At 60.6% G+C, this 22,475-nt stretch carries 18 protein-coding genes; all 18 read right to left on the bottom strand.

From position 1 onward, the window contains the following. Positions 1-76 precede the first annotated feature (76 nt). Positions 77-1,726, bottom strand: coding sequence for an FAD-binding protein (locus A9Q02_RS14775; protein ID WP_097653856.1), 1,650 nt, complete (start codon positions 1,724-1,726; stop codon positions 77-79). Between the two features lie 71 nt (positions 1,727-1,797). Next, positions 1,798-2,574 carry a 4Fe-4S dicluster domain-containing protein gene (locus A9Q02_RS14770; RefSeq protein ID WP_097653855.1) on the bottom strand — a complete coding sequence of 259 codons (777 nt, stop codon included), beginning with the start codon at positions 2,572-2,574 and terminating at the stop codon, positions 1,798-1,800. After that, positions 2,574-3,464 (bottom strand): CoB--CoM heterodisulfide reductase iron-sulfur subunit B family protein, encoded by an 891-nt coding sequence (locus tag A9Q02_RS14765; RefSeq protein WP_097653854.1) that lies wholly within the window; start codon positions 3,462-3,464, stop codon positions 2,574-2,576. Before A9Q02_RS14765 ends, A9Q02_RS14770 begins: the two co-directional genes overlap by 1 nt. A gap of 48 nt (positions 3,465-3,512) precedes the next feature. Next, complete coding sequence (locus A9Q02_RS14760) at positions 3,513-3,917, bottom strand: 4Fe-4S dicluster domain-containing protein (protein ID WP_097653853.1); 405 nt, start codon at positions 3,915-3,917, stop codon at positions 3,513-3,515. Further along, a complete protein-coding gene (locus A9Q02_RS14755; protein ID WP_097653852.1) occupies positions 3,914-4,789 on the bottom strand; it encodes a 4Fe-4S dicluster domain-containing protein in 876 nt (291 codons plus the stop codon). Before A9Q02_RS14755 ends, A9Q02_RS14760 begins: the two co-directional genes overlap by 4 nt. Beyond that, positions 4,789-5,205, bottom strand: a complete 417-nt coding sequence (locus A9Q02_RS14750) for a hydrogenase iron-sulfur subunit (protein ID WP_097653851.1) — start codon at positions 5,203-5,205, stop codon at positions 4,789-4,791. The genes A9Q02_RS14755 and A9Q02_RS14750 overlap by 1 nt, the downstream gene beginning before the upstream one ends. Beyond that, a complete protein-coding gene (locus A9Q02_RS14745; RefSeq protein ID WP_097653850.1) occupies positions 5,202-8,231 on the bottom strand; it encodes an FAD-dependent oxidoreductase in 3,030 nt (1,009 codons plus the stop codon). The genes A9Q02_RS14750 and A9Q02_RS14745 overlap by 4 nt, the downstream gene beginning before the upstream one ends. 272 nt (positions 8,232-8,503) lie before the next feature. Further along, positions 8,504-9,967 carry an NADH-quinone oxidoreductase subunit N gene (locus A9Q02_RS14740; protein ID WP_097653849.1) on the bottom strand — a complete coding sequence of 488 codons (1,464 nt, stop codon included), beginning with the start codon at positions 9,965-9,967 and terminating at the stop codon, positions 8,504-8,506. A gap of 43 nt (positions 9,968-10,010) precedes the next feature. After that, a complete protein-coding gene (locus tag A9Q02_RS14735) occupies positions 10,011-11,567 on the bottom strand; it encodes a complex I subunit 4 family protein (RefSeq protein WP_097653848.1) in 1,557 nt (518 codons plus the stop codon). Between the two features lie 16 nt (positions 11,568-11,583). Beyond that, on the bottom strand, positions 11,584-13,542 hold the full coding sequence (gene nuoL, locus A9Q02_RS14730; RefSeq protein ID WP_245860555.1) for an NADH-quinone oxidoreductase subunit L: 1,959 nt from the start codon (positions 13,540-13,542) through the stop codon (positions 11,584-11,586). Positions 13,543-13,590: 48 nt separating this feature from the next. Then, entirely contained in the window at positions 13,591-13,893 is a 303-nt protein-coding gene (gene nuoK / locus A9Q02_RS14725; RefSeq protein WP_097653847.1) for an NADH-quinone oxidoreductase subunit NuoK, read from the bottom strand. 30 nt (positions 13,894-13,923) lie between these two features. Further along, complete coding sequence (locus tag A9Q02_RS14720) at positions 13,924-14,481, bottom strand: NADH-quinone oxidoreductase subunit J family protein (RefSeq protein WP_097653846.1); 558 nt, start codon at positions 14,479-14,481, stop codon at positions 13,924-13,926. A gap of 10 nt (positions 14,482-14,491) precedes the next feature. Then, positions 14,492-14,989: an NADH-quinone oxidoreductase subunit NuoI gene (gene nuoI, locus A9Q02_RS14715; RefSeq protein WP_097653845.1), complete on the bottom strand. Its 498-nt coding sequence runs from the start codon at positions 14,987-14,989 to the stop codon at positions 14,492-14,494. Positions 14,990-15,032: 43 nt separating this feature from the next. Continuing rightward, complete coding sequence (gene nuoH / locus A9Q02_RS14710; RefSeq protein WP_097653844.1) at positions 15,033-16,259, bottom strand: NADH-quinone oxidoreductase subunit NuoH; 1,227 nt, start codon at positions 16,257-16,259, stop codon at positions 15,033-15,035. A gap of 8 nt (positions 16,260-16,267) precedes the next feature. Next, positions 16,268-19,057 carry an NADH-quinone oxidoreductase subunit NuoG gene (gene nuoG, locus A9Q02_RS14705; RefSeq protein WP_097653843.1) on the bottom strand — a complete coding sequence of 930 codons (2,790 nt, stop codon included), beginning with the start codon at positions 19,055-19,057 and terminating at the stop codon, positions 16,268-16,270. A gap of 88 nt (positions 19,058-19,145) precedes the next feature. Beyond that, positions 19,146-20,459, bottom strand: coding sequence for an NADH-quinone oxidoreductase subunit NuoF (nuoF, locus tag A9Q02_RS14700; protein WP_097653842.1), 1,314 nt, complete (start codon positions 20,457-20,459; stop codon positions 19,146-19,148). 92 nt (positions 20,460-20,551) lie between these two features. Next, entirely contained in the window at positions 20,552-21,235 is a 684-nt protein-coding gene (locus tag A9Q02_RS14695) for a complex I 24 kDa subunit family protein (protein WP_097653841.1), read from the bottom strand. A gap of 4 nt (positions 21,236-21,239) precedes the next feature. Next, positions 21,240-22,472: an NADH dehydrogenase (quinone) subunit D gene (gene nuoD / locus A9Q02_RS14690; protein ID WP_097653840.1), complete on the bottom strand. Its 1,233-nt coding sequence runs from the start codon at positions 22,470-22,472 to the stop codon at positions 21,240-21,242. Positions 22,473-22,475: the final 3 nt, after the last annotated feature.

Raw genomic sequence — 22,475 nt, 5'->3', positions numbered from 1 at the left:
GTCGAAGCCAATCCCTAGAGCAGCAAACTTTTGTTACAGACTATTTAGCCCAACGAACATGCTCGCCGTGCTTTGCCTATAACGGAATATCAAGGTACCGATCCAGCGCCTCTTTGCCGCGATAGTCGGGCAAGATGCGCGGGGCCGTACGCGTCGTTTTGATGCCTGCGTCGTGCAACATGGCCTCGTAGGCGGCAACGTGGGCAAGACTGAGCTTCCCGGCGGGATGCTCGCGGGCATACGTGGCGGCGGCCATCCCCGCCCGTCGCCCGAAGACATTGAAGTCGAGCAGTGAATTGCCCATTAGCCGGTTCTTTCCATGAACTCCACCCATCACCTCGCCCGCCGCATAGAGCCCGGGCACACTGGTTGCGCCGTGCTCATCAGTTGCAATGCCGCCATTCTGGTAGTGCAGCGTTGGAAAGACGAGGATCGGGTCACGGGTCATATCAATGCCAAAGCGGGCATACATGCGGAACATGGCGGGCAGGGCTTCGCGGATCGTACCTGGCCCATGGATCAGGTCAACCATCGGCGCATCAAGCCAGACGCCACACATGTCCTGTGGCGTCTTGATGCCTTTGCCGCGTTCGGCACACTCGCGAATAAAGGCCGAGGCTTCGACATCGCGTGGTTCGAGCGGAAAGACAAATTGTTCGCCGTCGCAGTTGAGTGGTTGCGCCCCAAGGCCACGCACCTTCTCGGTAATCAGCAGGCCGGCCATTTGGGCGGGAAACGCCGCCCCCGTTGGATGGTACTGTACCGCATCAAGGTCAATCAGCCTGGCCCCGACACGATACGCGAGCACCAACCCATCGGCGGTTGCGCCATAGTGATTGGTCGTCGGGTACTGCTGCATATGCAAGCGTCCGAGGCCGCCCGTAGTAATAATTGTCGCCTTGGCGCGCACAATGTGGTAATGCCTGGTCTCCAGATTGATCAGCACCGCCCCGCTTACGCGCCCCTCGTCATCGCAAAGCAACTCGATCACCGGGGAAAACTCGATCACCGGAATGCCAAGGTTGCGAGCTTCGTCGCGCAAGACGCGCATCATTTCGAGCCCGGTATAGTCGCGGGCCGAATGCATCCGGTTGCGCGACGTGCCGCCGCCGGGGTGTTCGATGAAGTGACCGCTGGCATCTTTGTCGTACATCATCCCGAGGTGTTCGTGCCACTGGATGATCAATGGTGCATCCTGCACCAGCGCACGCACCAGTTCGGGCTGATTAGTAAAGTGGCCGCCCCCCATCACATCAAGAAAGTGTTGCGCCGGCGAGTCTTCGGGGCGGTCGGCGGCCTGAATGCCCCCCTGCGCCATCGTTGAGTTCGAGTCGCCGTGGCGCAACTTGGTGGTCACCAGGATCTTGCGCGGGTCGAGACCGGCTTTCACCGCCCAGATCGCCGCGACCGTGCCCGCACCGCCCCCGCCAATCACAAGCAGGTCAACGTCGTGGTCAATCTTGCTCAGATCGAGACTCGCACGCACTAGCGGTCGCGCCTCGAAGAGATCGGCCAGTTCGTGGTTGAGCGCCATCCCTTGGCCGGATCCAAAAAGCAGCGGGCGTTTTGCGCCGGCTTTGTAATCGGGGTGATGGCTGAGCAACAACGCTTTGCGCTCGTCCAGGCTCATCGCAGGGAAGGTGCGCCCCAGCCGCGCCGAGCGCGTCGCTTCAACCCTGGCGATACTCTGCCGCATAGCGGCGGGGTATCCGTCGCTTATTTCCATCGGAGCTTCTCCTTTTGCCTCTTGTCAGAGTATATGGCATAGTCAGCGGGCGCAGCCCGCTGACTATGCCGTCACCCACTCACCTCGAGCTCGTCCTGGTAGTCAACGGGATCCATGGCCGAGTTGTACGAGCGGGTTGCGCTGTAGGGATCTTCTTGTTCGGCGACAACTTCAAAGGTGCGCTGTTCATAGCGGCTGCGCAGTTCAGTGGCAGACAAGGCCATCAAGGTGTCAAGTTCGGCGGTAACGTCTCCGGTTTCAATGGCGGCAACGCGTTCAGCGAGATCGGGGGCGTTCGGCGTGATATATTTGCCATAGAGCCGTCGGGCGAGCAGGCCCACCGCGTAGTGTTTGATATCCGCCGGGCAACGGCTCGAACAGATGCCGCACGAGATGCAATCGAACGAGAGCAGCGCGGCCCGTTCGATGTCGCCACGCAGACTCGCCTGGATGTAGTCCATCACGGGCAACCCCTGTGGGCACGAACGGGTACAGGTATTACATGCGACGCAGCCCGCAATTTCGGGGAAGTGTTGCAACAGGGTGTTGGCCTGTGGCGTGATGGTATACAGATCGTACGGCCTGGTGATCAGGGGGACAAACGGCATCTGGACGAGGCACATTCCGTCTTCGACCAGGGTTTGGCAAGCCAGGGCAGTGAAGATCCGGTGGTTGCCTTCGCGACGATAGAGCGTTGGACACGAGCCACAGAAGCCGCCGCGACAACCGGCCCCGCGCACCAGTTTGTACCCGGCATACTCGATCGCCGCCATAAGCGTCAGGCCAGCGGGAACACGGTAATTCTTGCCCATCAATTGCATCGTGATCAGGGGGGCTTGTTCGCTCATCACCGTTCTCCTTTCGTACACATAGGCACGGCTTGCGCGTGGTGCGCGGTGGGCAACGCTTCCTCGAAAAGTGCAGTCGCATCTGGTAGCCCGAGCGTTGCGGGGGGCAACCCAAAGGCGAGGCCCATCAATTGCGTGTAGTAGAGCACAGGCAACGCATGGTCGGGGTTGCTCTGGCGGGTCGCCAAGTTGAAATGGCAGAGGGGGCACGAGAGCACGATCGCGTTGGCTCCGTTGGCCCGGGCCTGCGCAACGGTCGCCGCGACGCGCTCTGCCACCAGGTTTTCGCGGTTGACCACGTGGTACGCTCCGCAGCAGCGCGTCTGCAGGTTCCCCTCGACGACGGTCGCTCCCAGCGCTGCCATCAGATCACCGAGCACCGTGGGAACTTCGGGGTCGTCAAGGCCCACCTCGGTCGGGCGCAAGAGCTTGCACCCGTAGTAGGGGTAGACCCGCAGGTTGTGCAGTGGTTGGCGCACCCGCGCCTTGATCGCCGCCATGCCCACCCGGTCACGCAGGATCTGCAGCAGATGTAGCACCTCGGCGCTGCCATCGTAGTTGAGTTCATCGCCGCTGGTCGCCTTGATCGCGTCCATCTGCTCGGGTTGCCGCCGGGCTACTTGGTTGGCCCGCGCCAGCGTATTGAAGCACATATCGCAGAGCGTAACGACCTCGCGTTCGCCTTGCTGCTGCAGGCGGGCAAAGACCCGGACGGGAGCCATATGGCGGATCAGGTTATCGGTGGCGAGCGAATGGACCACGCCACAGCAGTTCCACTCGCGCATCTCGTGCAAGTCGAGGCCAAGCACACGCATCACCGCCAGCGCAGCAATTTCGTGCTCGGGGGCCGAGACTTTTATCGTACATCCAGGATAATATGCGATCTGCATGCCACGGTTCTTTCTTGGACAATGGTTCCGCTTTCCGCTTTCCCTCTCCTAGCCTGAGTTGCGCCGCATACTCGCAACCAGCGCAATCGGCGGCAACGCACCAAGGTCGGCGCGCTCCAACTGGGTCAGTGCGGGATGATCACCGCCTTCACGGAGGCAGATCTGGCGTAGGGCTTCCATGATCCGCGCGATATCCAGCCCCCGCGGGCAGCGGTCACTGCACGTATCGCAACCAGCACAAATCCAGAAGGTTTGTCGCTCAAGGATGCCTGGCAAGCCGAGCCGCAGGTGCTGGATCAGGGCATCAGGTAGCAGATCCATCGCCTGGTGAAACGGACAACCTGCGGCGCAGGTGCCACACTGATAGCAGTTGGCGAGGTGTTGCCCACTCAAGGCCTCGACTTTTTGCAACAACTCGTTGCGCCCACTGCCGATACGGATGCTTGTGGTCATACCTGGCTCCGATCTTGTTCGAGCTTGCGGCAGATCAGGTTCAGCGGGATATCTTCGGGGCAGACCCGGCTACACTCATCGCAGCCGGTGCAACGGTCGGCCAGGTGATAGGCGCGCATCAGATGGTACGCAAAGATGGTCATTGGCTCACGCGCCTGCCGCCGGGGATGGTCGCGTTCGAGCGTCAGGGCACACTCTTTGCAGAAGCAGAGCGGGCAGACCGTCTGACAGGCATAACAGAGCGTGCATCTGCTCAGGTGTTCACTCCAGAAAGCCAGGCGTTCGGGTGGCGCAAGCGTTGCGAGCGCCTGCACCGCCGCAAAGCGTTCGGCGGGAACTGCGGGCGGCGCGGGCGGTGCTTCACCTAGCCACTCGTCACAGAAATCAGTTGGCATCCCGGTACACGTTGCGCATTTTGTCAGGAGCAGAGTACCCCGTTCACGGCGGACAACGTCGTCCGCCGTGGTGAGCACCAGGTCAGGGCCTGCTTCGGCGAGACCAGTGACCCGCCCTGGGGCGGCGTCGGTGATCGCTGCGGGGTCAGCCATGCCTGCGCAGCCGATGCCGATGAGATAGAGGCGACTGCGTTCAAGCTGGTTCAACTTGAGCAACTCGCGGACTGACTGTGCATCACACGCTTTCAGCGCCACCCCGATGCGCTGGCCGGCATGCTTCGCCAGCGTACCCGCCAGATTCGGCACACAGACGGCATTCCAGACGAGCTTGGCCGTTTCGAGCGGCGTACGGGCGACAAAAGGGGCGACCCGCAGCGGGTTGGAACCCTGGCGGTAGCCGAGAAAGAGCTCAACAACGCCCTCGGCCAGCAGGTCGTGGGCACGACTCCGGAGTTGGGTTTCAAGCGCGGTTGTCATCACTGCACCTTCAACTCGAGTGGCCCGAGGGCACGCAATTCCTCGGTCATCTCGGCCACAATTGCGGCAAAACGAGCACCTTCTGATCCCGAGACCCAGGCCAGTTTGAAGCGACGCTGGTCAAGGCCAAAGAAGTCGAGCAACTGGGCAAATTTGGCAAAGCGCTCTTCGGCATAGTTGTTGCCCGAAAGATAGTGGCAATCACCGGGATGGCACCCCGCGACCAGCACCCCATCGGCGCCATGTTCAAACGCACGCGCCACAAAGAGTGGATCGACGCGCCCGCTGCACATCACGCGCACAATGCGAAGGTTGGGTGGGTACTGGACGCGACTGACGCCTGCGGTGTCGGCCCCCGCATACGCGCACCAGCTACAGAGCAACCCCACGATTTTTGGTTCGAACGGCTCACTCATACCAGCGCCCCCTCCCAGGCGGTCTCGATCATGGCCAGCACTTGTGCATCGGCGAAGCCACGTTGCTGCAGCGCCCCCGACGGGCAGGCCGCGACACATGTGCCACAACCCTTGCACAAGACCTCTTCGATCACCAGCACTCCCCGTTCAGGATCGAGCCTCATGGCGCCATACGGGCAGTGCGGCACGCAGAGACCACAGCCCGAGCAGCGTGCTGCCTCAACCTCGGCGACGATTGGCTCAACCTTGACTCGCCCGCGCAACAGCGGGATCGCCGCACGCGACGCAGCGCCGGCGGCCTGCGCCAGCGTATCGGGAATGCTCCGTGGGTAATGGTCGCCCCCGCAGAGGTAGATGCCCTCGGTGGTAAAGTCGAGTGGCCGGATCTTCGCATGCGCCTCGTGATAAAAATCCTGGGCATTGGCGCCAACCTTGAGCATCTGCTTGAGGCGCGGTGTTTCGCCATCGCCGCGTAACGCAGCCGTCAGCACCACCAGATCCGCTTCGACCTCAAGCTCGTCGCGCAGCAGGGTATCGTAGACCGTCACCATGATGCGCCCGTGCTCGAGGCTCACCTGGGGCGGACGCTCGGCGTCGTACCTGATCCGCTGCGGCGCGACTTCAGCGAGCATCTGGGTAAAGGCCTCTTCCTGGCCTTTGCCATAGACGCGCAGATCCTGGTAGAGCAGAAAGACCTGCGTACCGGGGGCGGCCTGGTGTACCAGGCGGGCATTTTTGACGGCGACGCTGCACCCGATGCGGCAGCACGATGGATTCGCGGCATCGAGCGAGCCGGCACAATTGATCATCACCACTGAACGTGGCTTGCCAAGCGTGCCGTCCCGCAGGTGCCGCTCGAGTTCGAGTTGCGTGATAATGCGCGGGTCATCACCGTAGCCATAGCGCCCGCGCAGGTCTACCTCACGGAAGCCTGTGGCCACAATGATCGTGCCGACCTGCACCTGTGTGATCGCCTCGCCGAGCCCGCCGTCGAGCGTCACCTGGAAATTGCCGACATGGCCGCTCACCTCGCCCACCTCGGTGCCCGTAAAGACCTTGATCTGCGGGCGGCGTTGCACCTCGTGAACCAGATGTTCGCGGAACGTACTGGCCGGCAGATCATTGGGGGCCAGTTTGCCAAGCAGATTCAGCTTGCCCCCCAGTACCGTCTCGCGTTCGACCAGAACGACCTCGATGCCCATCTCGGCCAGCGTGATCGCCGCCGTCATGCCAGCCGCGCCGCCGCCAATCACCAGGCATCCCGGGGTCACCTCGATCGTCTGGACAGGCAGTGACTTGACGTAACTAGCACGGGCAACGGCCATGCGCACCAGATCGGCGGCCTTGGTGGTCGCGGGGCCGGGCTCAGACGAATGCACCCACGAACACTGATTGCGGATATTCGCCATCTCAAAGAGGCCGGCGTTGAGCCCAACTTCGGCGCAGGTCTGTTGGAAGACCGGGCCGTGGGTAATGGGCGAGCAGGCCGCCACGACGACCCGATTGAGCCCATTGGCTTCGATGGCCCCCCTGATCTTCCGCTGGGCATCCTCCGAGCACGCGAACGTACAAGCCTCGGCGAAGGCCACCTCGGGCAACGCCCGCGCCGAGGCGGTCACGGCCTCGACATCAACAAACCCGCCAATATTCTTGCCGCAACTACAGACAAAGACGCCGGTACGCGGGGCTTCAGCGGCGACATCGCGCTCGGCGGGCGGCACCGGTTCGGCGGTGCGCTGGCGCTGACTCAGCGGGATCGCCGCGAGCCCGGCGGCACCGCTGGCCTGCGCAACGCAATCGGGGATATCGTTGGGCCCTTGGGCACCCCCGGCGAGGAAAATGCCCTCGCGGGTCGCGTGCAGCGGGGCGCGCAACGCATCACGGGCGACAAAAAAGCCATGTTCATCCACTGCAATGCCGAGCGCCTGCGCCAGTCGCCGATTCTCGGGCGGGGGCACCACGGCAGTCGAGAGCACCAGCAGATCAAACGTCTCGCTCGCCACTTTCCCCGTCAACGTATCCTCATACTCTAGCATTAAGCTCTGATCGGCATTTTCACTCACGCTGGCGGGGCGGCTCCGCACATACCGCACGCCGTGGTCGGCCGCACGGCGATAGTACTGCTGAAAATCTTTGCCATAGGCCCGCAGATCCATATAAAAGATCGTTGTTGCGGTGTCAGGGGCGTGTTCGCGGGTAATGAGCGCCTCTTTGGTCGCATACATGCAACAGATCTTCGAGCAGTAGGGGTGGCCGCCCTGGGTACTGCGCGAGCCGACGCACTGGATCCAGGCGATGCTGCGCGGCGCCTGCCCATCAGAAGGCCGGGTCACATGTCCATCAGTTGGCCCGGAAGCGGCCATCAAACGCTCGTACTGCAGCGCCGTCAACACATTCGCAAAGCGCCCATAGCCATACTCGCGCCGCAACTCGGTTGGCTCGAGCACCTCGAAACCCGTGGCGACCACGATGCTGCCAACCGTGACCGTCAGCGGTTGCGAGCGCCGCAGAAACGAAATCGCCCCGGGGCCACAGGCGCGGTCGCAGGCCCCACAGCCCGTACACTGGGCATAGTCAATCGTATAGACCGCCGGCACCGCCTGGGGAAACTGGAGATAGATCGCCTTGCGTCGCGACAGTCGCCCATTGAACGTATCGGCCACCTCGACGGGACAGGCGCGGGCGCAATCGCCACAGCCTGTACACTTCTCGGGGTCAACATAGGTCGTCTGCCGCCAGATCGTCACCTCGAAATGCCCGACCGACCCCGCGACCCGCTCGACTTGCGCCGAGGTGAGCAGCGTAATGTTGGGGTGGCGGGCCAACTCGACCATCTTGGGGGCAGTGATGCAGATCGCGCAATCATTCGTTGGGAAGGTCTTGTCAAGTTTCGCCATCGTGCCGCCAATGCTTGCCTGGCGTTCTACGACGAGTACCTGATAGCCCTTCTCGGCAAGATCCAGGGCCGCCTGCATCCCGCTAATCCCAGCCCCAATCACCAAGGCATCGTAGGCGTGTGCGTCCATAGAGTTGCAACCCTCCGCAGTGCCATCACGAGCATGGCACACGCGGGCGACGATTCGACACGGAACACAAAAAGACGCAGGGGCATGCCGTGCGTCTTTGCGTCGTGCCCCTGCGTCTATGCAAGCAGTATCAAGTTACCGCAAATGAATGGTAGAGCTGTACTTTGCGGGCTATTCTAGCATTGCCGTGTCCGTTTGCGGGTAGCAAAATCGCCACTTTGGGTGCAAACAGGCGAAAAATTCACAACTTTTAACCGGTGGCGAGCGCCTCGTTAGCCGCCCGCCGCGACCAGTGAACGCTCGACCAGGAAGATGATCGGTGCCGGCACGATGCCAAAGAGCAAGGTCAGCCCGCCTGCAATCGCGATGTCGGCTGAGAGCCCCCGGTCGAGTGTGGGTTCGAGCTCGCCCTGCGGTTCGTGCATAAACATGCGGATGACGACGCGCAGGTAAAAGAAGACGGCCAGCGCACTTGTCAATACGCCAATCAAGACGAGCCAGCCTAGGCCACCTTCGTAGGCTGTGGTGAAGACATAGAATTTCGCCATGAAGCCGGCGGTTGGCGGTACCCCGGCTAGCGAGAACATAAAGACGGCCATCGCTAGCGCGAGCAACGGTTGCCGTTTGTACAACCCCGTAAAATCATCGAGGCTCCAGGTTGCGTTGCTGCGCTGCTCGAGCGCAATCACGACCGCAAAGGCCCCCAGGTTGGTCAGCGTATACGCCAGCGTGTAGAAGAGAAACGCTTGCGCCCCGCGCTCCGAGACGACCATGATGCTCAGCAGAATGTAGCCTGCGTGCCCGACACTCGAATAGGCGAGCATGCGTTTCACGTTGGTCTGGCTCAACGCACCCAGGTTGCCGATGATCATCGTCAGCGCGGCGAGCATGCCGAGTACCGGCAGCCAGAATGGTTCGAGCGCGGGCAGGGCGGTCACCAGGATGCGCAACAGGGCGGCAAAAGACGCGCCTTTGGTGCCGACACTCATAAACGCGGCCACCGGGGTTGGCGAGCCCTCGTAGACATCGGGCGTCCACATGTGGAAGGGTACCAGCGCGACTTTGAAGGCAAAAGTGATCAGAATGAGTGACGCCCCGGCGAGTAGCAGCAACTGATTGGTCTCGGCCGCCGGGTCAGCCAGGCGCTCGGCAATCAGGGCGAGATTGGTCGTCCCCACGGCTCCGTAGGTCAGCGCGATGCCATAAATGAAAAAGCCTGCCGCAAACGCCCCGAGCACCAGATACTTCATCGCCGCCTCTTCCGAGGTGAGGCGTGGATAGGCAAAGCCGGTCAAAATATAGAGCGTGATCGAGAGCAACTCGACGCCGAGGAAGAGCACGATCAGATCGGTACCCTGCGCCATCAGGATCATGCCGGCGACGGCAAACATAATCAGCGGGTAGAACTCGCCCTGTTCGATGCCGTGCCGTGGTAGATAGTCGAGGGCCATTGTGATGGTCAGCGCCCCGATGATCAGGAAGATCCAGGTCAGGATTAGGCTATAGCGGTCAAGCACGACCATGTTACTAAAGGTGCTGCCACTCACATCCCAGAGAGGAATGGCGACCAGGCCCGCGACCACCAGCCCGGCAATGGCAAGGTAGCCCGTCAGCTTTTTGCGGTTGGCGGGAATGGCAAAGACGTCAACAAGCAGCAAGACCATAGCCCAGGTTGTCACCACGAGCAACGGTGCTATTAGTCTGAAATCAATTGGTGGAATCTGAATTGAGTCCATTACGCCTCCCGGCGAGGGTTAAGGGCCATCTGGCCCATGCACATTAACGTCCTGCAACCACAGGCACCAGCCCATTGACCACCTCGGCGACACTGCTCTGCATCGGGCCAAAGAGAAAGCCGGGATAGAGGCCGATGATCACAATCGGGATGCACAGGGCCACCAGCGTGACCAGTTCGCGCTGGTTGAGATCGGGGAGGCCCGCGCTCGCTTCGTTCACTTCGCCCATAAAGACTTCGCGGTAGAGCTTGAGCAGGTAGATCGCCGCCAGCACGACGCCGAGCACGGCAAACGCCAGAAAGGGCCAACCAAGCTCAGGCGCGAGAAATGCCCCCTGCATAATCACAAACTCGCCGATGAAACCATTGAGCCCAGGCAAACCTGCCGACGAGAGGGCCACCAGCAAGGTGATGCCCGCATAGATCGGCATCACCGTCCAGATGCCGCTGTACGCCGCCATTTCGCGGGTATGCCGTCGCTCGTAGAGCACGCCGACAATCAAGAAGAGCGCGCCGGTCGAGAGGCCGTGGTTGATCATCTGGATGATGGCGCCGGTGATGCCCTCGCTGTTGAGCGCGAAGATGCCAAGCACAATGAAGCCCATATGGCTCACCGATGAATAGGCCACCAGTTTCTTCATATCGGTCTGGGCAAAAGCAACAATTGCGCCATAGATGATGCCAATCACCGCCAGTACCCCGATCGCCGGGGCCGCCCAGCGCGACGCCTCGGGAAAGAGTGTCAGGCAGTAGCGGATCATGCCGTAGCCACCAAGTTTCAGCAGCACCCCCGCCAGCACCACCGAGCCAGCCGTGGGTGCTTCGACGTGCGCATCGGGCAACCAGGTGTGGAACGGCCAGAGCGGCACCTTGATCGCGAAGGCAAGGAAGAACGCCCCAAAGAGCAACCGCTCGGTCGCTGTCTCCAGCACGAATGCCCCGCTCCGCAGATCGGCCACAATCTCGCCAAAGTTGAGCGTACCCTGATAGCCGGGCTGACTCACAGCGATGCTCTCGCGGTGCAAGACATAGAGCCCGATCACGGCAAGCAGCATCAGTACTGACCCGGCAAAGGTATAGAGGAAAAACTTGCGGGCCGCATAGACCCGGTTGCTGCCACCCCAGATCCCGATCAAAAAGGTCATCGGAATCAGCGTGAATTCCCAGAAGATATAGAAGAGCAAGAGATCCTGGGCCATAAAGACCCCGAGCATCGCCGTGGTCAAGAGCAACAGCAGGATCTGGAAATTGCGAACTTCTTTGTGTACCGAATCCCAGGTCGAGAGCACCACAATCGGCGTCAGGAACGTGGTCAACATCACCAGCCAGAGACTGATGCCATCAATGGCAAGGCTATAGCTGATGCCCCACGACGGCAACCAGGGCAGCGTCTCGGCAAACTGCATCGTCACCGGCCCCGCGCCGAGCGCACTCGCGGGCACAAACCTGAGCGGCAGGGTCAACGAGACGAGAAAGGTGACAACAGCGACGACCAGGGCAATCCGGCGCGCTAGTTCGTCACTCCTCCGCGGCACCGTGAGCAACAAGAGTGCTCCGAGTGCGGGGAGCCAGAGCACAAGTGACAGGATCGGAACTTGCATGCGGCTTCCTTTTATCCTACCAGGCGATCATCAGCATAAAGCTGAGTACCAGCACGACACCGACCGTAAAGACGAGGGCATACATCCGGACATAGCCACTCTGGAGTTGGCGTACTCCCGTTGCGACCCAGCCAAAGAAGCGACCAGTGCCAACGACGAGGCCGTCGATGCCCTGCGGATCAAAGACTTGCGCCAGGAAATTGCCGATACTGCGGAATGGCCCGACGACGGCACGCTGATAGAGGGTATCAACATACCAGGCTGCTTCGAGTGTGTCCCAGATATCACCGGTGTAGTAGTACGCCGGATCTTGCCCGCCGACCTTGACTTTCGCGGCATTCCGGGTATAGACCGACCAGCCCAGATAGCCCATCCCCACGGCACCAAGCGTTGCAAAGAGTGCCAGCAGCGGATTGAACTTGCCCGCCTCTTCGTGCAACACCGGCTTGAGCCAGTCGGTCAGCAGGTGGGCGGCAGGCATCCCGCTAAAGAGGGTCGGCAGGTTCATCAGGCCAGCGATGGCGGCCCCGACGGCGAGGATCACCAGGGGCACCGTCATCGCCTGCCCACTCTCGTGCGCGTGGTAGTGTGGGTCGCGCTGGGTGCCAAAAAAGATCAGCGAGACCTGGCGGCCCATATAGAATGCGGTCAGTAGCGAGGCAATGAAGAGCCCGATCAGTTGCGGCCAGTACCCCGCGCTGACCGCGTGGGCCAGGATCTCATCTTTGCTCCAGAACCCCGAGAGTGGCACAATGCCGGCGAGTGCTCCCGCCCCGACCAGATAGGTCCAGTAGGTGGTCGGCATCGCCGTGCGCAGGCCCCCCATCTTGCGCATATCCTGGGTGTCGTGGGTCCCGTGGATGACCGACCCCGAACCGAGGAACAGCAGTGCTTTGAAGATACCGTGGGTAAGCAGGTGGAAGATCGCGGCGGCATAGGCCCCCATGCCACAGGCGGCAACCATAAAGCCGAGTTGCGACACGGTCGAATAGGCGAGCACGCGCTTGATATCCCACTGCGCCAGCGCCGCTGTTCCCGCAATCAGTGCCGTCAGCACCCCGATCCAGGCCACCCAGCTCTGCGTGGCTGGCGACGCCACAAAGATCGGCTCGGTGCGGGCCATCATATAGACGCCAGCGGTCACCATCGTTGCCGCGTGGATCAGGGCCGACACTGGGGTCGGGCCGGCCATCGCATCAGGCAGCCAGACAAAGAGCGGGAACTGCGCTGATTTGCCGGTTGCGCCGATCAGCAAAAGAAACGAAATGCCTGTTGCCACCGCAATCGTTTGCCACTCGGGGCCAAAGGTTTGCCCCAGGAGGTTGGGCACCTGCGCCAAAAAGCCCGGAATGATCTGCCCATCCACCTCGACATCATAGAAGGTCAGCGTCCCGAAATGCGAAAAGATCGCCAGCATCGCCAGAATAAAGGCGGCATCGCCGATCCGGTTGACCACAAACGCCTTGACCGCCGCTGCCGACGCCACCTTGCGCTCGAACCAGAAACCGATCAGCAAAAACGAACAGAGCCCCACGCCCTCCCAGCCAAGAAAGAGCAGCAGCATATTGTTCGCCATCACCAGCATCAGCATCATGGTCACAAAGAGATTCAGGTAGGCAAAATAGCGGACGACCCGCGGATCGCCGTGCATATAGCCAATCGAGTAGACATGGATCAGGCCGCCGACCCCGGTGACGAGCAGTACCATCACGGACGTCAACGGATCAAAGAGCAACCCGAAGGGAATACTCAGCGTGCCTGTGCCGATCCATTCCCAGGCGATTGTCTGCACGCGGCGCTCTTCTTCGGGCATTCCGCCGAGCATGACCGTCGCGACCACGGCCAGCAGAAACGAGCCCCCAACCAGGGCGCTCGCCACCAGACCGGCCTGGCGCTCCTGGCGGATGACAAACACATTGAGCAGAAAGCCGAGCAGCGGCAACAGCGGGATGAGCCAGATAAGCCAGTTCAGCATCACACAACCTCAATGGGCAAAGCCAAAGGAAGGGCTCTTGCGCCTCCCTTATCCTCGGAGCATACTGACCTCGTCGATATCGGCGGTTCGTTTCGATTTGAAGATCGCCACCAGCAGCGCGAGACCGACGGCCACCTCAGCCGCGGCTACCGTAATCACAAAAAAGACGAGCACCTGACCATCAACCGCGAGCCGTTCGCGTGCATAGGCAACCAGGGCTAGGTTGGCCGCATTGAGCATCAACTCAACCGACATAAAGACCACAATCGCGTTGCGGCGAATCAAGACCCCGAGCACGCCAATCGTGAATAAGGCGGCACTCAACAGAACATAAAAGGTCGTGGGAACCATGCAAGATCCTTGTACGATTGCATCAGACGACTACGGTTGCACGCTCGAACTCGGTCGCTCGCCCGGCGTCTCTTCGCTCTGGGCCTGGGTGCGCTGCTGGTTGAGCACCACGACGCCGATGACCGCGACCAGCAGAATGATCCCGGTAATCTGAAAGGGCAACAGATACTCGGTAAAGAGCAGTTCGCCCAGGCTCGCCGGGTCACCAAAGGCTTCGGCGGCTTCGCCCCCCGGCGGCGCATCGTTGGAACCACCACGTACCGCCGTGATCACCGCAATCACCAGCAAGCCCGCCCCCATTACTAGCGCTAGCGGCTGTTGCCACGGCAACTTGTCCTGTGCCGCCTCTACCTGTTCGGCCCCGAGCAGCATCACCACAAAGAGAAAGAGCACCATGATCGCGCCAGCATAGATTGAGAGCTGGATCGTAAAGAGAAATGGTGATTGCAGCAACAAAAAGAGGACGGCGATTGCCCCGAAATTCAACAACAAAAAGAGAGCGCTATGAATGGCATTGCGTGCGACGAGCATGGCAATGGCCCCTGCGAGGGCGATGGCTGCCGTAAGAAAAAAGAGCACAAAATCCATGGTCACTCCCCTACAGGTCGATCTGTGCTGGTGGGCTTGGGCGGCGCTCGAGCTGAGTCAGAATGGGTGGCGCATCGCCGTGGCCTTGATCCTCGGGAACCAGCAGCATCTCTTTGGTATAGATCGAGTCGCGCCGATCATAGAACGAAAGCTCGTACTGATGCTCAAGCACAATCGCATTGGTTGGGCAGGCATCTTCGCAATAGCCACAGAAGATGCAGCGCAGCATATTGATCTCGTAGGTAGCGGCATAGCGTTCACCGTACGAGACCTGATGATCGGGCGTATTCTCGGCGGGTACGACCAGGATCGCATCAGCCGGGCACGCCGCCGCGCAGAGCGAACAGCCAATGCAGCGCTCTTTGCCATCGGCAAACCGCTTGAGCTCGTGCCGCCCACGAAACCGCTCACGTACCGGGCGCTTGACCTCGGGGTACTGAACGGTCACCGGCTGCGTGAAGATATAGCCAAAGGTTGTGCGCAACCCCTTCAACAATTGTCCGATCATCAACTACTCCTTATCGCTCGCCCGCATCGGGGCGTTGTTGCTGCTACTGACCTGTCTCGGCCCGACTGCGTACATCACTCACATAGGTGACATTGTCAATCGGTTTGGGCACACGATTGATGCCTGCCGCAATAGCGAGGCTGAGCAGGCTAAAGGCGAGCAGCATAAACGACGCCAGCACAAAGCTCTCAATGAGCACAAAGGCCACGGCCGTCGCTGCAAGATTGATCAGTCCGAGCGGAAGCAGCCACTTCCACCCCAGATCCATCAGGCGGTCGTAGCGAATACGCGGCCACGAGGCCCGAATCCAGACCGAGAGAAAAAGAAAGCCAACGAGTTTCAACAGGAACGACCCGAGTGAGGCCAGGCCGACTGCAATGCTGGCGACCACTGGCCCCGCCAGTTCTTCCATCCCTGCCCCGAGCATTTCGAGCCCCGGAAAGCGCCAGCCACCAAAAAAGAAGGTGACGGCCATCGCGCTGACCGCAATCAGTTTGATGTATTCGGTCATAAAGAAGAGCGCGAATTTCATCGAGCCATATTCGGTATTGTAGCCACCGACCAGTTCCTGTTCGGCTTCGACCAGGTCAAACGGCGCACGCACCACCTCGGCGGTCGAGGCAATCATAAAGATTACAAAGGCGAGGAATTGCGGCACGATGCCCCAGAGCACCCCTTGATGATAGACCAGTTCGTGCGTGCTGAGTGTGCTGAAGGTCATCACCACCGCCAGCACGGCCGTGCCGAGCGCGAGTTCGTAGCTAATCAACTGCGCCGTCGACCGAATGCCGCCCATCATCGAGTATTTGTTATTGCTTGCCCAGCCTGCCAGCGTAATGCCATAGACCCCGATGCTGGTGATGGCGAGCAGATAGAGCACGCCCACATTGATGTCGGCAATCTGCAGAATATTATTGACCCCACTCGACGACTCGGCAAAGCAGGCCTGGTAGTTCCAGTCAATATTCAGACAACCAAAGGGGATCACGGCCCAGATGATGATCGCCGGGATCACCGCGATTGCCGGCGCGAGCAGATAAACCGCCTTGTCGGCTGCCGAGGGCACAATATCCTCTTTGAAAAAGAGCTTGACCGCGTCGGCGACGGGCTGGAGAAAGCCGTTCGGCCCGGCCCGATTTGGCCCCACCCGGTTCTGAAAGCGCGCCAGGAGACGCCGTTCAAAGAGGGTCAAATAGGCGAAGGCCGTGGTGACCGCCAGGGCGATCACAAAAGACTGGATAATGATGATCAAAAGGCCCAGCCAGTTCATAGCTACCCCTATCCCGTTACAACCTTCACCAGATTGACCCGTGTGCGCGGCCCGGTCTGCACGGCTGCCGCACTGAAGTTTGGCAAGTTCGCCGGGATCAGCGCTACCCCGGCGGGCACATCGTCCACAACGCGTGCGCTGAGCGTCAGTTCGCCCGCCGCCGAGTCGAGCCGTACCGTATCACCCGGTTTGATGTTGAGTTTGTCCGCATCAGTTTGGCTGAGTGCGACGTAAGGCTGCGGGATCTGGCGTTCCAGCAATGATCCGCGCAGTAGCAGATCGCCATCATAGGCCAGGCTCTGGCTGACCAACAGCAGGCTGCGCTCGTGAGCCGGTTTGCTCAATGGCCGCAAGCCGAGGCTCACCGCGGTCTTTTGTCCCTCGATCAGATTCGGCAGTTGGATCCCGATGCCTTCGCTATTTTCGTAGTTGGTACCATCATAGAAGATCGCCTCGTTGGTCTGGCGTCCCCAGTCCCCACCCTGGCCTGTGGCAGCAAGCGCACTGTAGGTGATCCCGGCATAGCCTGGTACCCGTTCGGCAATCTCGGCGGCGATCTCACTGGGGGTCAGGTAATCCCAGGTTGACGGCTCGGCCACGGTGACTGCCGTGGTCTTGCCTGGGCCTTTGCTTTTGCCTTTGCCACCGACGGGTTGGCTACTCTCTTCGACACGCTGCGTCGGCACGGCCACAGGGACACTCAGTTCGCTCAGGTGCTGGGCGACACCCTGAATGATCTGCCAGTCGGGGCGGGCCTCGCCGTGGGCCTGGCGGGCCTGGCGCGACCGTTGCACCCGGCGCTCGGCATTGGTATAGGTGCCTTCGCGTTCGGCGACGCTGGCGGCTGGCAAGACCACATCGGCCAGTTTCGCGGTTGCGGTCAAGAAGAGTTCCTGCACCACCACAAAGTCAGCCGCTTCCAGGGCCGCACGGGCCGCTGGCAACTGTGCCGCCGGATCAAGCCCGGCGATCCAGACCGCCTTGACGCGCCCTTCGCGCAGCGCCGGCCAGACTTCGCGTGCCCCCAGGCCGCGCTGCGAAAGCACGGCATAGCCGGGGCGGGCATCGGGCCGCACCCCCATATCAAGCGCCCCGCGACTGTTGCCTCCTGGCAGCAACGCGATCAATCCGCTGCCTGGCTTGCCGACTTTCCCCGTCAGCGCCGCCAGCACTCCAAGACTCTCGCTCATCCCCGCGCCAGCGCTCCGGGCCTCGGCCCCGTACATAATGAGGCCCTGTTTCGCCTCAAGCAACGCCTGCGCTACCGCCCGGATCGTTTCGGCAGGCACGCCACACAACTCGGCGGCCTGCTCAACGCTCAGGTCACTCAACGTCTTGCGCAACTGCTCAAGCCCACTATGCTTGAGGTGCAAGCGCTCGTGACCAACGCGATCAAAGACCGCCCGCAGCAACCCGCGCACAAACGCAAGTTCGCTCCCTGGTTGATAATAGAGCCTGGTTGTCGCCGAGCGATCCAGTTTGGTCGGGCGCATATTTGCCACCACCAGTTTCGCCCCGCGCTCGAGCATCGCCCGCAAGCGCAGCACATAGAGCGGGGCCTCTTCTTCGGGATCGGCCCCGATCACCAGCACCAGACTCTCGGCTCCCATCTCCATCAAATTGGTACCCTTGCCCACCCCCATCAACGCCCCGTGCTCGTCGTAATCAACATCAGCAGCACTGCCAGGCATATGGTCAAGGTTGTGGCTCCCAAAATATTCACGGAAGAGTTTCTGGAAGAGGTAAAGATCCTCATTGCTCAGGCGTGGTGAAGCAAGGCCCGCGATCGCACTGCCCCCACGACTACTCTGCACAGCCGCGAGTTTCTCGGCGACGAGAGCCAGTGCCTCGTCCCAACTTGCTTCGACCAGGTGCCCACCCTTGCGGATCAGCGGCGTCGTCAAGCGACTCTCGTGCTCGATAAAGCGATGCCCAAAGCGGCCCTTATCGCAGATCCAGATATCGTTGACCGCCCCATTCTCACGCGGCATCACCCGCATCAACTGGTCGTAGCGCATATCGAGGCTGAGATTGCAGCCTACGGGACAGAGCGTACAGACCACCGGCTTGGAACTGAGTTCCCAGACGCGGGCCTTAAAGCGGAAGTCGGCACTGGTCAGGGCGCCAACCGGGCAGATATCGGTCGTATTGCCCGAAAACTTGCTATCGAACGGCGGATCGCTCTTCGAGATAATCATCCAGTTGCGGCCACGGTTATCGAAGCCAAGCACCGGATCATCGGCGAGCTCGTCCTGGAAGCGCACACACCGCGCACAGAGGATACAGCGCTCGCGGTCGAGCAGAATCAGGTCGCCGAGATGCACTGGCTTCTCGAAGTGAACCTTGTCGTTGTAGTCAAAACGACTGTTGCCGGGCCCCCATGCCATCGTCAGGTTTTGCAACGGGCACTCGCCGCCCTTATCGCAGACCGGGCAATCGAGTGGATGCGAGGTCAGCAAAAACTCAAGCACACCCTTCTGGGCAAACTGCACCTCATCGCTCTCCGTATTGATCACCATGCCCTCACTGACCGGCGTCGTACACCCGGTCTGCAACTTGGGCATCATCGCAATCACGGGACGGCCATCCTCACCCAGCATCGGCTGGCGCGTCGCGGGATCGAGGCGGGGCGTGCCAACCTGCACCAGACACATCCGGCACATGCCGACCGGCTTCATCCGCGGGTGATAGCAAAAGACCGGGATCGAAATACCGCCTATGCGTGCGGCATCAACCACATTCGTACCCGCAGGTACCCTAAAGGTGACACCGTTCACTGTGATCGTAACATCGGCCATAGATAGCTCTTTCCAGCAAGCTTATGCCAGGGCAAACAACCGCTCAAGCGCACATGCAAAACCTGGTAACAAAGGTGACGTAATAGTCTCAGCTCACTCTCAACGGGATCGCGTGGGCGCCATTGCGCTGGTGTCGTTCGTTACTCGCCTTGATAATTGCCTCAAACTCCTCGGGGAAGAGTTCAAGCGCCGATTTGATCGGCATCACGGCGCTTTCGCCGAGCAGACAGAAGCAATTCCCTGCCATCTGGCGATAGATGCCGTGCAACGTCGGGATATCATCGGGCTCGGCGTGGCCCTCTTCGGCGAGGCGATGCAGCACCTTGACCAGCCAGTGCGTACCTTCGCGGCACGGCGTGCATTTGCCGCAACTCTCGTGCTTGAAGAATTCGTCCATCTTGTAGGCGACATGGGGTGCTTTGACCGTATCATTGAGCACAATCACTGCCCCCGAGCCAAGCATCGAACCCGCCGCCGCCACGCCTTCATAGTCGAGCGGCACATCCAGGTGTTTGGCGGTCAGCCATGGTGCCGAGGCGCCGCCGGGGATGATAATCTTGATTGGCCGACTACCCTTCATGCCGCCACCATACTCGGGGCTCTCGATCAACTCGCGCAGCGGCACGCCAAACGGCAGTTCATAGTTGCCGGGGCGATTCACATGCCCCGAGAGCGAAAAACATTTGGTGCCCGGACTCTTCTCGGTGCCGTGCGAACGGTACCAGGCCACACCCTTCTCGACAATGCGCGGCACATTGGCCAGCGTCTCCACATTATTGATGATCGTCGGCTTGCCATAGAGCCCAGCGACCGCCGGGAAGGGAGGCTTGAGGCGCGGCTGCCCGATCTTGCCTTCGAGCGACTCCATCAGCGCCGTCTCTTCGCCACAGATGTACGCCCCGGCCCCACGATGCACATAGATATCGAGGTCGTAGCCTGTCCCGAGAATATTCTTGCCCAGCAGACCAGCGCGGTACGCCTCGTCAATGGCCTGCTCGAGGGTCAACGCCGCAGCGGCAAACTCGCCCCGCATATAAATATAGGCCGTATGGCACTCAATCGCATACGCCGAGAGCGCCACACCTTCAATGAGTTGATGTGGATTACGATCAATAATCTGATGATTATTAAAAGTGCCAGGCTCAGACTCATCGCAATTGCAGAGCAGATAGCGTGGAAAGACATCCTTGGGCAAAAAGCTCCACTTGATACCAGTTGGAAAGCCTGCGCCACCGCGCCCGCGCAACCCGGCCTCTTTCACCATCTGCACAATCGTGGCTGGCGTCTGCTCTTTCACCGCCGTACGATAGGCCTCCCAGCCACCAACCTGGCAGTAGCGTTCAAAGCGATTAATATCGGGGAAGTTCAACTCCCGCATAATAATATAGTCACTCAATCCCATATATATGTTCCTGCTAGTGTACGCATCTCTTCTCTGAGCGCTCGGCTCCCTCCCCCAGCGGGGGAGGGCTGGGGAGGGGGGGGGAATGCCCCCTACAGAGGCGACCCCCGTCGCGTCTCGGCTCGATCTTGCCCTGACTCAACCTCGGGAGGTGGAAGCGGCTCGGGTGGCGGGGGCGGGCCTTGCACCTCGAACTGACGGGACTGATAGGGGGCATCACGGGCGACCAATTCGACCGCACCCTGCTCAGTCACCGCAAAATCTTCGGCAAAACGTCCTGAAACCCCGCGGCGTCGCGCGTCAGCGGCGCGGCTCTGCAGATCCTTGAGCAGCGCCTCGACCTTATCTGGCGTCACATCATAGACATAATCAAGGTTCGCCTGAAGCACGGGCGCCCGGTCGCAGGCCGCGAGGCACTTCACCCGTTGCAGGGTAAACATCCCATCGGCACTCGTCTCTTCTTCCTTGATCTGCAAACTATCTTTAAGTGCCGTGATCAACTCTTCGGCACCCAGGTAACAACAAGGCACATCATCACAGACCTGCAGCATCCAGGTGCCAACGGGCCGACTATAAAAGAGCGTATAGAAGCCAACCACCTCAAAGACCGCCGTCTCGGGCAAGGCCAGGATGTCCGCCACCTCGCGGATCGCCGCGTTGCTCAGATGCCCATAGACATCCTGGGCCAGGTAAAGCAACGGCAGCACCGCACTGCGCGGCGAGGCATAACGCCCAACAATCGTCTCAATCGCTTCGCGATGTGTCTCAAGCAGCATATGCTTACCGATCTACCTCACCCAGCACGGGGTCAAGGCTGGCAATCAGGGCCACAAGATCGGCGACCAGGCGACCTTTCGCCATATGGTGCAGGCCCTGCAAATTGATCAGAGAAGGACTACGGAAATGCACCCGCCATGGCTTGGGGCCACCGTCGCTGACCACATAACAGCCCAGGCTACCCCGTGGGCTCTCGATGCTCACATACGCATCACCGACCGGCGGCTTGAAGCCCTCGGTCCAGAGCTTAAAGTGATGAATGAGTGACTCCATGCTATGGGTGATCTCGCTCTTGGGGGGTGGGGCGACTTTGCGGTCGGGCGTCACATACGGCCCGGGGCCGATGGCCCGCAGGCGTTCAACGGCCTGCCGACAGATTAACACACTCTGGCGCATCTCGGCCATGCGCACGCGATAGCGGTCATAGATATCGCCATTCTTGCCAATCGGCACCTGAAACTCATAGGTCTCATAGCCCGAATAGGGCTGTGCCTTGCGCACATCGTAGGGCACCCCAGTCGCACGCAGATTCGCACCCGTCAGCCCATAGGCAACCGCCGAGGTGCCATCAATGGCCCCAACGCCAACTGTCCGTTCAAGCCAGATCGGATTACCGGTCAGCAGATCTTCATACTCATCAATGCGGCTCGGCATCACCTCAACCAGCGCATCAACCGTTGGCAAGAAATCAGCCGTGATATCATAGGCGAGCCCACCGATCCGAATATAACTGGTCATCATCCGTGCACCCGAGACCAGTTCAAAAATATCGAGGATCTGCTCGCGCTCGCGCATCGCATAGAGAAAGACACTCATTGCCGCCAGGTCAAGCGCGTGCGTCCCGAGCCAGACCAGGTGCGACGAAATGCGTTGCAACTCGACCAGCAACACCCGGATCACCTGCACCCGTTCGGGGATCTCGACCTGCATCAACTTCTCAACGGCCAGCGCATAACAGAGATTATTCGAAAGCGGGGCAAGATAATCCATCCGGTCAGTCATGACCAGCGCCTTCTGATAGGTCTTGCTCTCCATATTCTTTTCGATACCCGTATGGAGGAAGCCGACATCAGGGGCAGCGCTAATCACAATCTCGCCGTCGAGCTCAAGCACCAAGCGCAGCACCCCGTGGGTACTCGGGTGGTGCGGCCCCATATTGAGCACCATCGTCTCGGTGGTGCCAGCGAGGGCGGGCTCGGTAATATCGTGAGGAGTTGGAACCTCAAGAATCGTCATAGA

This window comes from Candidatus Chloroploca asiatica, assembly GCF_002532075.1.
In the GTDB taxonomy this organism is placed as follows: domain Bacteria; phylum Chloroflexota; class Chloroflexia; order Chloroflexales; family Chloroflexaceae; genus Chloroploca; species Chloroploca asiatica.
The sequence above is the reverse complement of the archived record's forward strand: the minus strand, read 5'-3'. Positions and strand labels throughout refer to the sequence as shown.